Genomic DNA, 13772 nt, shown 5'->3' with positions numbered 1-13772 from the left:
GAAAAAATGAAAAACAGGAAATTTTTAGCAGGGATTCTTGCAGGGTGTCTGGCCCTGAGCCTGGCGGCCTGCGGCAACACCCCTGACGGAGATGGGGGAAAGAACGACGGAGGAAAAGGAACGGCGGCAGGGGACGGGGAAAAAATTACAGTGGTGCTGGACTGGACCCCAAACACAAACCACACTGGCATGTATGTAGCTCTGGAAAAGGGCTATTATAAGGAAGCCGGACTGGAAGTGGAAATTATGCAGCCGCCGGAAGATGGCGCTTCAGCCCTGGTGGCAGCAGGAAAGGCGGAGTTTGGCATTAACGCGCAGGACACCATCGCTCCGGCGTTCGCCATGGAGCAGCCCCTGCCTGTCACTGCTGTGGCAGCGCTGATTCAGCACAATACATCAGGGATTATTTCCAGAAAGGGCGAGGGCATAGACCATCCCGGAGGCCTGGCCGGAAAGACTTACGCAACCTGGGACAACCCTGTGGAACAGGCAATGATTGAAAACGTGGTGAACGGGGACGGCGGGGATTATGGCAAAGTGAATCTGATCCCAAACAACATTACAGATGAAGCCGCCGCACTGGAAATGAACCAGACAGATGCGATCTGGGTTTTTTACGGATGGGGCGGCATTTCCGCGAAGCTGCGGGGAGTGGAAACTGATTTCTTTAACTTCGTGGATTATAACAAAACTTTTGACTATTATACTCCTGTCCTGATCGCTAACAATGACTTTTTGGCAGAGCGGCCGGAAGCTGCCAAAGCGTTTCTGGCTGCTACGGCCAGAGGATATGAAGATGCGGTAAAAGATCCGGAGGAAGCAGCGAAAATTCTCTGTACCGCAGATCCTTCTCTGGATAAAGAGCTGGTGTCGGAGAGCCAGAAATGGCTGGCGGATCAGTATATGGCGGATACGGAACAATGGGGATACATCGATCCGGCCCGTTGGAACGGGTTTTACCAGTGGCTGTGGGAAAACCAGCTGATATCGGTAGAAATCCCGGAGAATTTCGGCTTTTCCAATGATTATCTGGCAAAATAAGGAAAAAACATGGCAAAACTTAGAACGGAACATGTAACAAAGTCCTTTGACGGACGGAAAATTATTGAAGATATCAGCCTGGAACTGCATCAGGGGGAACTGGTGTCCCTGCTGGGCTTGTCAGGGGGAGGAAAAACCACGCTTTTCAATGTGATTGCAGGCGTATCCGCTCCGGATTCTGGGCGGGTGCTTCTGGATGAACAGGAGATTACGGGCCAGACAGGCCATGTGAGCTATATGCTGCAGAAGGACCTTCTCCTTCCGTACCGCACGATTGAAGATAATGTGGCCATCCCGCTGCTGATCCGCGGGATGAAAAAACAGGAGGCGAGGGAACGGGCCAGAGAACAGTTCGGAGCTTTCGGCCTGGAGGGGACGGAACGGAAGTATCCCAGCCAGCTGTCAGGAGGCATGAGGCAGCGGGCGGCGCTGCTGCGCACCTACCTGTTTTCCAGCGATGTAGCGCTGCTGGATGAACCGTTTTCCGCGCTGGATACCATCACAAAGAGCGCGATCCACCGCTGGTACCTGGACATGATGGGAAAACTGAAGATGTCCACTCTCTTTATCACCCATGATATTGACGAGGCCATCCTGCTGTCAGACCGGATCTGCCTGCTCACCGGAGCTCCCGGAAAAATCACGGAGGAAATTGTGATCAGCGAAAAACGTCCCCGCACCCGGGACTTTAATCTCACGGAAGAATTTCTGGATTACAAGCGCAGGATTATTGAGGCTCTGGGGCAGCGGCCATAAGGACTGCCCTGTCCGGCAGACTGGCTCTTTTCAGTCTGCCGGAGCAGAATGATCATTTCTTGAAAATCATCTTTTCTATCTCATTATTTTTCAGTATAATACTAATATATCCATTCAAAATTTCCGGTTTCAGAGCTTATGTACAATTAGGGTTTTAGAATTTTATTGACAGGGGGAAAGGGAATGAATAAAAATAGGGTGAAGAAGTTCTGGTATCTCGCGGCGGCTTTGGGGATTTTTAGCTGCGCAGCCTTTGCGTACAGATATTCCGGCAGGTCTTTTGATGACAGCCTGAGGCCCTGGAGGGATGTGCGCAGTGAATTTCCGGAAATTGAGAATAAACTGGCAAAGGGAAAATACAAATATTTAGAAGGCAATGTCAAAATCAGGATGAAAGAGACAGATGCAGTGTATCAGGTGCGGGTTACCAGAAAATGTGCTGAAAACCTGAAAACGTTTGTAGAAGAGTCTCTGGAGATGTTTGGGAAATTCCAGGACGAGATACGCAGAGACCGGGTTAAGATCTGCGGTACCTGGGGGAAGCGCGTTTACCTGTCAGATATTGAGGAAGAGGTGGAAGCCGGAGATTCGGAATATGAGGAATGTTTTGAAATACAGTACCCTGGTGAGAAAGAATATGGCAGGCCTATGCGCGCGGTCCGGACAAAGTCCGGCACCTGGACAGGCAAAGGGACCGCTTATTCTCTGATGGAAGAAGAGGTTGAAGCATACATACAATCTATAAGCGGCGGGGAAAGTGAGCCGGATCTGGAGATCAGCAGGAGTGAAGGGAAATTTTATGATTTACGGGGCGTACAGGAGCTGCCAGACGTGAGCTATCCGCTTTGGGATGGAGAGGTGTCACTTCAGGAGGCTGTCGATACATTTGAAGAACAGATCAATGTGGACGGCAATTACTATTATCCGGACCCGAACCCAGCGGTGCATCTGGCTGTAACAGAGCTGTATCCCCGGAAGCTGAAAGACGGCCTGTATGAATATTGTTTTCAGGTCACGGAAGTATATGACGGGATACCGCTGGACAGTGTTTATAATTTATATGATTCCTTAAAAAATATTGAGAAATTTGACTACCCGGAGGACCGCCTGCTGGGCGGCGGAAGCGCTACCATGGTGGAAAAAGGAAAATTGGATATGACTACGGGCTGTGACCGGGTGTGCGATACCCGGCGGGAGGACGGACCTATGACGGAAGGCCTTTCTCTGGATTACCTTTTGACGCAGCTTTCCAAAAGGCTGGAACGCGGTACGAAAACACATTACCAGGTTCTGCATATTGAATTTATCTATCAGCAGGAAGTGATTTCCACCGGACATCTGGGAGATGAGGTGACCGATGAAATATACCGGTGGAGGCCAATATGGAAAGTGATCTGCGCAGAGGAGGATACAGGCGCGTATGTGGCGTTTTATCTGGATCCGGTGACTGAGGATATCTGGGCGGAAGCGGGAGGGTGAGCTGCAGTCCGGCGAGCGGGCTCTGTATTTCATTTTGTTTACAATACATAAAAAATGTCAGAAACTATTCATTTGACATAAATGTAAAAACAATGTATTATAAACAAAGGTTTGTTGAGCAGACCTAAGATGGAATACAGAGAGGATGAACAAGATGAAAAAGCTGTGGAAGCTGGTGGAAAAGGTGATGCCTGGATATGCGCTGGTTCCGCTGATTTTCTGTTTCACATACAACTGTCTGGTCTATGAAGGGGCCATGATGATTACGAAAAACTGGACCCATTATGACCTCACCATGGGAGTGGACCGGGCGGTTCCTTTTGTTCCCTGGTGGATCTATATTTATTTTATATGCTATGCATTCTGGGCTGCTAATTATGTTCTGGTCGCCCGGGTTTCGGACCGGGAACAGTTTTTCCGTTTTGTGACGGCTGAACTGATGTCCAAAACGGTGTGCCTGATTTTCTTTTTGGTGCTGCCCACCACCAATGTGCGTCCGGCGGTGACAGGAACGGACTTTGCCAGCGATTTGATGCGTATGCTCTATACCATTGATGCTCCGGCCAATTTGTTTCCCTCCATCCATTGTCTTGTGAGCTGGTTCTGCTGGATCGGCATCAGGGGCAATAAACGTGTTCCGGCGGCTTACCGGATATTCAGCCTGGTATTTGCACTGGCTGTCTGTGCTTCCACGCAGTTTACGAAACAGCATTATATTGTGGATGTGGCAGGAGGGCTGCTGCTGGCGGAAGGAGCCTGGTGGCTGGCAGCCAGAGTACAGCTGCGGGTATGGGTGCAGCAGTTTTTCACCAGAATGAATAACCGGCTGAAATATGCGGGTTTGGAATAGAGTGACTGGAGGAAATCTTGAAAAATCGGAAAAAGGCGGCTTTGAACATCCTGTTTTTGGCGGGCGTATTCGGGCTGACATTTTATCTGTTGCTGAAGGATCAGGAACTGTCCGGAATCTGGGCGAGCCTGCAGCAGGCGCAGCCTGGGTGGCTGATCGCAGGCCTGCTGCTGGTGATTGTGTTCGTATGCAGTGAATCCGTTATCATCCATTATATGATGGGCAAGCTGGAGGGAATCAGGCCGAAGCTGGGACAATGCGTGAAATATTCTTTTGTCGGATTTTTTTACAGCTGCGTGACGCCGTCGGCTTCCGGCGGACAGCCTATGCAGGTTTACTACATGAAAAAAGACGGGATTCCTGTCTCTGTTTCCACGCTGGTATTGATGGTCATCACCATACTTTACAAGCTGGTGCTGGTGGTGTTCGGCCTGCTGATTCTGGCTTTTTTGCCCGGGCTGATGGAAACATATCTCTCTGATACGAAATTTTTCCTGTACCTCGGTTTGGGATTGAATATTTTGTTTATTTCTGGTATGCTTATACTTGTATTCGCTCCCAGCTTTGCAAAAAGGCTGGCAATGGGCATTCTGCGCCTGCTGGAGCGGATTCATATTATAAAAGAAAAAGAAGAACGCCGCCGCCGTCTGGCTGCGTCTATGGATAAATATCACGCCACCGCGCAGGCGTTGGAACGGCATAAAAGTGTGCTGGCAACGGCGTTTATGATTACTGTATTTCAGAGGATATGCCTGTTTTTGGTGACCTGGCTGGTATACAAGTCCTTTGGATTTTCGGGGACGCCGCTGTGGAAAATAGTAATGCTTCAGTCAGTGATATCTATTGATGTGGATATGCTTCCGCTTCCCGGCGGAATCGGGGCCAGCGAGAGCCTGTTTCTCCACATATTCATGCCGGTATTTGGCTCAGCCATGGTGCTGCCGGCCATGCTGCTTTCCAGAGGAATTAATTATTATGCGCTGGTGCTGATCAGCGCTGCGGTCAGCCTATACGCTCATCTTACTGCGGGCCGCAGGCAGAGTACGATAGGACGAGAGGAAAAAGAATCATGATTGGATTTTATAATCATTCAGTAATATTGACTTACATTGGGCTGGCGTCTGCCGTAATCGGTATGACTCAGGCGCTGGGCGGCCATCCGAAAATTGCGCTGGCCTGTCTGATCATTGCGGGCGGCTGCGATATGTTTGACGGAAAAATCGCCAGAGCCATGAAAAACCGTACAGAGGATGAAAAACGGTTTGGAATCCAAATTGATTCATTGTGCGATCTCATTTGTTTCGGCGCGTTCCCGGCGATTATGGGCTATGCCTTCGGTTTGCGGGGTATCGTAGGGACCGGGGTGATGGTACTGTTTGTGCTGGCGGCGGTGATCCGCCTCGGCTACTTTAATGTGGTGGAAGAACGCAGACAGCAGGAGACGGATGAAGTCCGCAAGTATTATCAGGGCCTTCCGGTGACGTCCATTGCAATCCTGTTTCCGGCCGCCTATCTGCTGCGCGGCTATTTCCCCGACGCTTTTGTGTATATTCTGGAAGGGGTGCTTCTGCTGGTCGCGGTTCTGTTCGTTGCGGATATTAAAGTGCCGAAGCCGGGAAATAAAGTGATGGTGCTGTTTTTTGTGCTGGCCGCTGCAATTTTGCTGAAATTATTTGTATTTTGAGCATGCAGGCGTATGAAGGGCGTGAGAGTGATGCCGATGGATGGTCCGGCGGGCATTGCGGCGCTTCATAGGCCTGCTTTTTTGTGCATAGACAAAGTTAAAGCGAACCTGCTCTGGTTGTGATAAACGAGGGTGGGCCGCCATATTTGTATGAAGGAGGAAACGATGAAATATGTAACCGCAGAGGGAAAATATGTGGATGAGAATAATAAGCAGGACCGGCTGCTTTCTGTGCTCTATGGGAGCTGGTGGGGAAGAGCGCTGCTGAAGCCCCTTGTCTGCCCGGCTGTTTCCAGGGTATGCGGCTGTTTTTTGGATACACCTGTGTCCAAAGTGCTGATCTGTCCTTTTATCAGAGCAAACCGTATTGATATGTCTCAGTATGAAGAAACAGACTATGCTTCCTATAATGACTTTTTCACCCGCAGAGTGCGTCCGGAGCTGCGGCCGTTTCCTGGTGACCCGGAGGCTCTGCCTTCCCCCTGCGACGGCAAGCTGAGCGCGTTTGTAATCGGGGCCGGAAGCTTGTTTTCCGTCAAACATACGCGTTACAGTTTAAAAGAGCTTTTAAAAAGCAGAACACTGGCAGAGAGGTATGAAGGAGGCCTGGCGGTAATCCTTCGTCTGACGGTAGATGACTACCACCGCTATGCTTATCCGGATTCCGGCGTCAAAAGCTGCAACAGGGTGATTCACGGACGTCTCCATACAGTGAACCCGGTGGCGAATGACGTTTATCCGATCTATAAGGAGAACAGCCGGGAATATACCATGCTCCATACAGAAAATTTTGGCGATGTAATTCAAATGGAAGTGGGCGCGCTGATGGTGGGCCGCATCTGCAACCGTCAGGGTAAGGGCAGGATTGCAAGAGGCCAGGAAAAGGGACGGTTTGAGTTCGGAGGTTCCACGGTGATCCTGCTGTTTGAAAAGGACCGGGTGCAGCTTCGGGAAAGGCTGCTGGAAGATACGGCAAAAGGATACGAAACAGTGGTGAAGATGGGAGAGGTGATCGGATGGAAAAGAAAATAGTGGTCACATTGGGGCGGCAATATGGTTCCGGCGCCAGAGAGATCGGGCAGATGCTGGCGAAAAGGCTGGAAATCAATTTCTATGACAAAGAAATCCTGAAACTGGTTTCGGATACCAGCGGTATTGAGGAAAGTTATTTTCATCTGGCAGACGAACGCCCGGGACAGAAGCTGCTCTATAAAGTGGCAAAATCCCAGGCTCCCAGGCTGGAGAAACCCACCATCAGCGGAAGGCTTCTGGCGGATGACAATCTGTTTCTGTTCCAGTCAGAGGTGATCCGCGGTCTGGCGGAAGCGGAGTCCTGCGTGATTGTAGGCCGGTGCGCGGATTATTTGCTGAAGGATATGGAAAATGTAGTGAGTATCTATGTACATGCGCCGGAAGATACCCGCATTGCGCGGATCATGGAGCGCTACGAGATGACGCGGCAGGAGGCGGAGAAAGCGGTAAACCGGGTGGATAAGGAGAGATCCGATTATTACAGCTATTATACAGGCCGCTCCTGGGGAGACCTGAATCATTATGACTTGACCTTTGACAGCAGCAGGATGAATCCGGAGGGAGCGGTAGAGCTGATCGTGCAGTACCTGAAAGCTAGAACGATCTGAGAATAGGGGGATGATCTATGAAACTGATGGATATGCACTGCGACACGATTTCCAGGCTTCTGGAGTTGGAGGAAGCAGGAAAACCTGAAGAATTGCGGGAAAATTCAGGGCACCTGGATCTGGAAAAGATGAAAAAGGGCGGCTACAGGTCACAGAATTTTGCTCTTTTTGTAGAATTGAGACGGCCGGAGGACGCGCTGCTTACGGCGATGAAGCTGGCGGATCTGTTTTACAGAGAGCTGGAGCGGAATGAGGATACACTGAGGCTGGCGCGCAATGTCCGGGAGATGGAGGAAAATGAGCGGGCCGGTAAGATGTCTGCTTTTCTGACGATTGAGGAGGGCGGCGTCTGCAAAGGAAGCCTGGCAGCGCTGCGGGATTTTTACCGGCTGGGCGTCCGGATGATGACTCTGACCTGGAATTATGAAAACGAGCTGGGTTTTCCCAATACCATGAATGAAATGCCTGGGACAGGGCTGAAGCCTGCGGGTTTTGCTTTTGTGGAAGAAATGGAGCGTTTGGGCATGATTATTGATGTGTCCCATCTTTCTGACCAGGGTTTCTATGATGTGTACAGATGTACAAAGAAACCTTTTGTTGCCAGCCATTCCAATGCCCGGGCGCTTTGCCCCCACAGCCGGAACCTGACGGATGATATGCTGCGTTTGCTGGGAGAGCGGGGAGGGGTGGCAGGGATTAATTTTGCCACGAATTTTCTGGACCCGGCGGCGGTGAGGGGAAAGAGCATCAGCAGGATACAGGATATGATCGCCCATATGAAACATATCGCCAATACAGCGGGGATTGAAAGCGTGGGCCTGGGGACGGACTATGACGGTATCGGGGGAAGTGTGGAAATTGCCGACGCCTCCGGGATGCAGCGGCTTGTCAGCGGCATGGAACAGGCAGGGTTTACTGCCTCGGAAATTGAGAAGATCTGCTGGCGGAATGTGGAGCGGGTCTACAGGGAAGTCCTGCATTAGAGCGGAAAAGGCCATCTCTGCATATACTATATAGGCAGGAAATTGAAAACGGACATTGGAGGTGGCCCGATGAAGTTTGCGAAGATGCAGGGAACCGGCAATGATTTTATCTGTGTCGATTGCTTCCGGGAAAAAATTGTCCATCCGCACAGCCTGGCAAGGCGGCTTTGCGACCGCCATTTTGGGATTGGCGCGGATGGATTGCTTCTGCTCCTGCCGTCCGCTGCCGCAGATTGCAGAATGGAATTATATAACCGGGACGGGAGCGCCGCAGGCATGTGCGGCAACGGGCTTCGGTGCGCCGGCGCGTATCTGAATGCACATCTGCTGCCGCAGCGGCAGGAAATGATCATAGAGACCAGAGCAGGCCTGAAAAGGCTTTGGAAAAAGGAAGGCGGTTACCGTGTGGATATGGAAGCGCCCAGGCTGGAAGCCCATGCGCTTCCGGTTCTGTCCGAGCGGGGACTGGTGATAGAGGAAGCCTTTTCCGTGGAAGGAAAGACTGTGACCCTTACCTGTGTTTCCATGGGAAATCCCCATGCAGTGTGTTTTGTGGAGAAGACGGAAGAAGCGGAATTAGAGCTTTTGGGAAGAGCGCTGGAGCATCATCACCGTTTTCCCGAAGGCGTAAACACAGAATTTGTGGAAATTGTGGATGAGGAGCACCTGAAGGTAAGAGTCTGGGAACGGGGCTGCGGAGAAACCATGGCCTGCGGCACAGGGGCCTGCGCCGCCGTGGTGGCAGGCGCGCTGACAGGAAGGTGCGGCAGATCGGCCAGCGTCCGGCTTCCGGGCGGAACGCTTACGGTAGAATGGGAACAGGGCGGCCCGGTGTTTCTGGAAGGCCCTGCGGAAGAAGTGTTTTCCGGAGAAATCCCCGCAGTGTGACTTGGTTACAGACAGAGCCCTTATAGTTTGCTAGAATACAGGTAACAATAGAGAACAAAAAGACAAAGGAGTGTAAGAATATGGCAATGAAATTAACGAAGGAAATTTTTGAAGAAGAAGTGCTGAAATCAGAGGTGCCGGTTCTGGTAGATTTCTGGGCCAGCTGGTGCGGCCCCTGCAGGATGCTCGGACCGGTGATCGATGAGCTGTCGGAAGAAGCTTCGGGATATAAAGTGGGCAAGGTGGATGTGGACGATCAGCCGGAGCTGGCGCAGCAGTACGGCGTGATGACCATTCCTACGGTGATCGTATTTAAAAACGGCGCTCCCGCGGGAAAGACCATCGGCGTGCAGTCTAAGGAGACGCTGAAGCAGCTGATCTGATTAGAATGAAATAAAGGGCGTGTATATGAAAATGCCGGGCGGACAAAAGCACAGTTCCGGCAGTTCATATACACGCCTTTTACCGTGCGGCGAAAGATTGTGCTTCAAATGGGAAACTCTAAAAAAGAGAAAATTATGGAGAAAATAAATTGAATGATAAAAATTGACAGAATAAACCGGAGATGTTAGTATTTTATTAGAAGAACCTGGAAGAAGTGATATTTGGCGACAGAGGGGAAGGGGGTATGGAATGCGGAAAAAGCGTATGGCAGTTTTGATTGCTATTCTAACTGTCGGAAACGTATGGGGATGCGGCAATCCAGGCTTATCAGAATCCGCCGTGATGGGTCAGACGGCGGATTATTCTAAAGAAGAGCCTGAAACCGTTCGGGAGGAAAACTCATCCGTTCCCTGGACCAGCGTCGCCGCGGTGGATTCGCGCACACACCCGATGATCGCCTTTGAAGATGCTGCGCCAGAGGTCAGAGACGCTGTGGAGCAGTACCAGGAGGAGAAATATCGGGAAGACCGGTCCTTCCTGTACCTGCAAAAGCTTTCTGTTTTATGGGAAAACAAGGAGGAAACGGTGCTGTATGCCTATTGCTGTAAAAAAAGATATTTCCTGGAAATGGGATTCCGGCTATGGCCCTGCGGAAGCGGAGGCGGTGAAATATGTGAAGGCTCATATGGACAAGTTTCCGGTAAAGTACAGCCGGATTTCAGAAGCGGATTTGAAGACTGCGGAAGAATTTATCCCGAAGGATATTTTTGCGGGAGGCTGGCAGACGGATTTTTTGATGGGGCCGGAATGGTATGAAATCCGGGCGGCTCTCTATCTCTACTGGGTAGGAGAATACGCCCCCGCTATTCATCCTGATAAGGATGCTCCGGAACAGGTTTTGCTGGTGCGGGTGAAAGAGAATGAAGAGACGGGTGATGTAAGATTTTTTGGGCTATATCAATATTCCCAACGGTGGGACGGCTCGGCCATGGTACCTGGACTGGGGTATTATGCAGTAGATGAAACAACCCTTTTAAGCAGAGTGAAGTCCTGGATTGAGATGCCGGAGTTAAAATGACAGGGCGGTGAAACCAGAGGGCTGGGAGAAATCCCGGCCCTTTTATTGCGCATTCTTTTGCTGCATAGAAAACCGCGTTCCCTATGATGCAAAGCCCTCCGGGGGGATCGCACTACGCGCTAAGGAAATATGGCCGCTGAAGCGGCCGCGCTCCGGCGCGAGAGTCCGGCGGGCCGGACTCTTATTCACACCCGGCTATACAGTTCCTTCCGGTCCAGCAGCTCCACGCCGCCCCGGAACAGCCGGATCAGCCCCTCCTGAGACAGCTTCTTCAAGGCCCTTGTCACCGCCTCCCGGGCGCTGCCGATGGCCCTGGCGGTCTGTTCCTGGGTCACATGCAGTTCATCACTGTTCTGGCTGGCCGCCTCGTCCAATAGGAAAGACACCAGCCGCTGCTCCAGAGTCTGGAACAGGAGCTGCTCGATGGCCTGGATGATATCGGAAAAGTGCTCCGTGGCGGAACGGTAGGCGTAGTTTTCCACATAAATATTTTCACGGATGAGCCGGGCGAAGACCGGGGTGGGGAGAATCAGGGCGGAACTGTCCTCCATGGCCTGTATCTGAACGTCGTAATGGATGTCCGGCATTGTGCAGGAAGCGGAGAGCACGCAGATTTCTCCCTGCCCCAGGCGGTAAATGGTGGCTTCCCTCCCATCTTCAGCCGATATGTAAACCCGCATCCGGCCGGAGAGCAGCATCAGAACGCCCAGACATTCCGAGCCGTTTCCCCGGACCTCCTGTCCGGCGGCATAGTCCGCTCTGCGGACAGATGCGTCCAGCCTCTCCTGCCAGGCCGTGTCCAGGTGCCGCCAGAAGGGAAAATTTTGAACCTCCGGATTAATCATCATACGTCTCCTTTCTGAAGAAATGATTGAAATTCAGCACTGCAGATATTATACTGATAAGAAGTTGTATACATTATACTACATGAAAAAGGAAAAGCAACCATATGGAATGTGAAAAAAATAGGAATATCCGGATGATCGGCCTGGATTTAGACGGGACAGTTTTTAATGATGAAAAAAAGATTACAGCGCATACAAAGGAAGTGCTGGCAGCGGCCATCCGGCGGGGAATCGTGGTGCTGCCTGCCACAGGCAGGCCGCAGTCCGGATTGCCGGAAGAATTTCTGGAGATTCCCGGGGTGCGCTATGCGGTGACTTCCAACGGGGGGAGAATTGTGGATCTGGAAAGCGGGGAAGCGGTCTATGAATGCAGGATGCCCTGGGAGCTGACTCAACAGGTGATCCGTCAGGTCAGAGATGTGCCGGGCAGCGTGTGGGAAGTATACTGTGACGGGAAATGCCTGGTGGAAAAAGAAGAATACCGGTATATCGAACATCCGCTGATGCCCCAGGCGCTGAAAGACTATATCAGGAAATCCAGGATCTATGTGCCAAAACTGACGGAGAAGCTGCGGGAAAACCGCGCAGGGGCGGAGAAGATGCACATGCTGTTTGAACGGACAGAGGACAGGGACGGGACGCTGGAGCTGCTGCGGCAGAATCAGGATCTGCAGGTGAGCATCGCGGCTCCTTTTAACCTGGAAATCAACTATGCCCGGGCTGGAAAGGGAAAAGGGCTTCTGGAGCTGGGACGCCTACTGGGAATACGAAGAGAGGAGATCATGGCCTGCGGCGACTCCTGGAACGACTGGACGATGCTCAAAAGTGTGGGGTTTCCCGTGGTCATGGGAAACGCGGACCCGGAGACGAAGAAGCTGGGGGCTTTTATCACCAGGAGCAATGAAGAGGACGGTGTGGCATATGCCATTGAAAAGTTTATTCTGCATTGAAAATAAGGGGAAAATCTGGTATAATTTATGTATAACATACGGGCTGAGGAGGTAGACAGAATGCAGTACAGAAAATTTGGCAAAACAGGGGTGGAAGTTTCCGCATTAGGCTTTGGAACCATGCGCCTTCCGCTGGTGAATCCGGAGGATTCCAGCACGATCGATGAGGCGCGGGCGATTCGCATGCTGCGGGATGCGGTGGACGCGGGGCTCAACTACATTGACACAGCGTATCCCTATCACATGAGGATGAGCGAGACTCTGGTGGGGAAAGCGCTTCAGGACGGTTACAGGGAGAAGGTTTATCTTGCCACCAAGTCTCCGGTATGGCTTTTGGAAAAACCGGAAGATTTTGACAGGATTCTGGACGAACAGCTGGAGAAACTGCAAACAGACCACATCGACTTCTACCTGCTCCACGCGCTCAGTCAGGAACGCTGGGAGAATGTGGTGGTGAAGCTGGGACTGCTGGAACGTGCGGAAAAAGCAAAGGAGGCGGGAAAAATCCGCCATATCGGTTTTTCTTTCCATGACGGCCTTCCCGCGTTCAAAACAATTGTGGACGGCTATGACAAATGGGATTTCTGCCAGATCCAGTATAACTACATCAATACAGATTATCAGGCGGGCGCAGAGGGCCTTCGTTATGCCGCGTCCAAAGGCCTTGGCGTAATCATCATGGAACCGCTTCTGGGTGGCAGGCTGGCAGATCCGCCTCAGGCAGTGAAAGATGTGCTTCCGGATACAAAGAGCCCGGTGGAATGGGGGCTGGATTACCTGTGGAACCAGCCGGAGGTGAGCCTGCTGCTCAGCGGGATGAGTACGGAGGAACAGGCTGCCCAAAACCTGGAATACGCTTCCAGGTCTTCGGTGGGCATGCTGTCCGAAGAGGAAGCGGAGATGTTTGAACAGGCGAAGCTGGCTTATGACGGGCTGGCCCTGGTGCCCTGCACCAAATGCAAATACTGCATGCCCTGTCCTTTCGGGCTGGATATCCCGGGCACCTTTGAAGCATATAACGCGCTGGCTTATGAGACGGAAGAATCTGCGAGAAAGCGCTACGGGACCCTGGAAAAGAAGGCGGACGCCTGCAGGGCGTGCCATCATTGCGAGAAAGAATGCCCGCAGCATATCGGGATCAGCAGCCTGATGCCTGAGATCGCGAAAAAACTTGGCTGAACAGAAAGGGGATTT

The 13772-nt window shown here is 51.7% G+C and carries 16 protein-coding genes; 15 read left to right on the top strand and 1 reads right to left on the bottom strand.

Annotated features, from left to right (window positions below; genetic code table 11):
* Window positions 1–6: 6 nt before the first annotated feature.
* From EV209_RS03520 to EV209_RS16230, 13 genes are all read left to right on the top strand, one after another.
* Window positions 7–1041 carry an ABC transporter substrate-binding protein gene (locus EV209_RS03520; protein WP_130433095.1) on the top strand — a complete coding sequence of 345 codons (1035 nt, stop codon included), beginning with the start codon at window positions 7–9 and terminating at the stop codon, window positions 1039–1041.
* A 9-nt stretch (window positions 1042–1050) separates the two neighbouring features.
* Window positions 1051–1797 carry an ABC transporter ATP-binding protein gene (locus tag EV209_RS03515; RefSeq protein ID WP_130433093.1) on the top strand — a complete coding sequence of 249 codons (747 nt, stop codon included), beginning with the start codon at window positions 1051–1053 and terminating at the stop codon, window positions 1795–1797.
* A 183-nt stretch (window positions 1798–1980) separates the two neighbouring features.
* Entirely contained in the window at window positions 1981–3276 is a 1296-nt protein-coding gene (locus EV209_RS03510; protein ID WP_130433091.1) for a hypothetical protein, read from the top strand.
* Between the two features lie 154 nt (window positions 3277–3430).
* A complete protein-coding gene (locus EV209_RS03505) occupies window positions 3431–4126 on the top strand; it encodes a phosphatase PAP2 family protein (RefSeq protein WP_243647481.1) in 696 nt (231 codons plus the stop codon).
* 17 nt (window positions 4127–4143) lie between these two features.
* Window positions 4144–5199: a lysylphosphatidylglycerol synthase transmembrane domain-containing protein gene (locus EV209_RS03500; protein ID WP_130433087.1), complete on the top strand. Its 1056-nt coding sequence runs from the start codon at window positions 4144–4146 to the stop codon at window positions 5197–5199.
* Window positions 5196–5810 (top strand): CDP-alcohol phosphatidyltransferase family protein, encoded by a 615-nt coding sequence (locus EV209_RS03495; RefSeq protein WP_130433085.1) that lies wholly within the window; start codon window positions 5196–5198, stop codon window positions 5808–5810. The genes EV209_RS03500 and EV209_RS03495 overlap by 4 nt, the downstream gene beginning before the upstream one ends.
* A 165-nt stretch (window positions 5811–5975) precedes the next feature.
* Window positions 5976–6842 (top strand): phosphatidylserine decarboxylase, encoded by an 867-nt coding sequence (locus EV209_RS03490; RefSeq protein WP_130433083.1) that lies wholly within the window; start codon window positions 5976–5978, stop codon window positions 6840–6842.
* Window positions 6827–7450 carry a cytidylate kinase-like family protein gene (locus EV209_RS03485; protein ID WP_130433081.1) on the top strand — a complete coding sequence of 208 codons (624 nt, stop codon included), beginning with the start codon at window positions 6827–6829 and terminating at the stop codon, window positions 7448–7450. The genes EV209_RS03490 and EV209_RS03485 overlap by 16 nt, the downstream gene beginning before the upstream one ends.
* A gap of 17 nt (window positions 7451–7467) precedes the next feature.
* Complete coding sequence (locus EV209_RS03480) at window positions 7468–8433, top strand: dipeptidase (protein WP_130433079.1); 966 nt, start codon at window positions 7468–7470, stop codon at window positions 8431–8433.
* A 69-nt stretch (window positions 8434–8502) separates the two neighbouring features.
* A complete protein-coding gene (dapF, locus tag EV209_RS03475; RefSeq protein WP_130433077.1) occupies window positions 8503–9321 on the top strand; it encodes a diaminopimelate epimerase in 819 nt (272 codons plus the stop codon).
* An 80-nt stretch (window positions 9322–9401) separates the two neighbouring features.
* Window positions 9402–9704: a thioredoxin gene (gene trxA, locus EV209_RS03470; RefSeq protein ID WP_130433075.1), complete on the top strand. Its 303-nt coding sequence runs from the start codon at window positions 9402–9404 to the stop codon at window positions 9702–9704.
* A 250-nt stretch (window positions 9705–9954) separates the two neighbouring features.
* Window positions 9955–10521 (top strand): hypothetical protein, encoded by a 567-nt coding sequence (locus EV209_RS03465; RefSeq protein WP_130433073.1) that lies wholly within the window; start codon window positions 9955–9957, stop codon window positions 10519–10521.
* The gene (locus tag EV209_RS16230; protein ID WP_165388799.1) at window positions 10502–10783 is read left to right on the top strand and encodes a hypothetical protein; all 282 of its coding nucleotides are present in this window, start codon (window positions 10502–10504) and stop codon (window positions 10781–10783) included. Before EV209_RS03465 ends, EV209_RS16230 begins: the two co-directional genes overlap by 20 nt.
* 185 nt (window positions 10784–10968) lie before the next feature.
* Here the strand turns inward: EV209_RS16230 and EV209_RS03460 are convergent, their stop codons facing one another.
* The gene (locus EV209_RS03460; protein WP_243647480.1) at window positions 10969–11631 is read right to left on the bottom strand and encodes a Crp/Fnr family transcriptional regulator; all 663 of its coding nucleotides are present in this window, start codon (window positions 11629–11631) and stop codon (window positions 10969–10971) included.
* 101 nt (window positions 11632–11732) lie between these two features.
* Here EV209_RS03460 and EV209_RS03455 point away from each other — a divergent pair, with 101 nt between their 5' ends.
* Window positions 11733–12578 carry an HAD-IIB family hydrolase gene (locus EV209_RS03455; RefSeq protein WP_130433071.1) on the top strand — a complete coding sequence of 282 codons (846 nt, stop codon included), beginning with the start codon at window positions 11733–11735 and terminating at the stop codon, window positions 12576–12578.
* A gap of 60 nt (window positions 12579–12638) precedes the next feature.
* Window positions 12639–13757 (top strand): aldo/keto reductase, encoded by a 1119-nt coding sequence (locus tag EV209_RS03450; RefSeq protein ID WP_130433069.1) that lies wholly within the window; start codon window positions 12639–12641, stop codon window positions 13755–13757.
* Window positions 13758–13772: the final 15 nt, after the last annotated feature.

This window comes from Cuneatibacter caecimuris, assembly GCF_004216775.1.
GTDB classification, from domain to species: Bacteria; Bacillota; Clostridia; order Lachnospirales; family Lachnospiraceae; genus Cuneatibacter; species Cuneatibacter caecimuris.
Note: the sequence above shows the minus strand (reverse complement) of the source record. Positions and strands in the feature narration are given on the sequence as shown.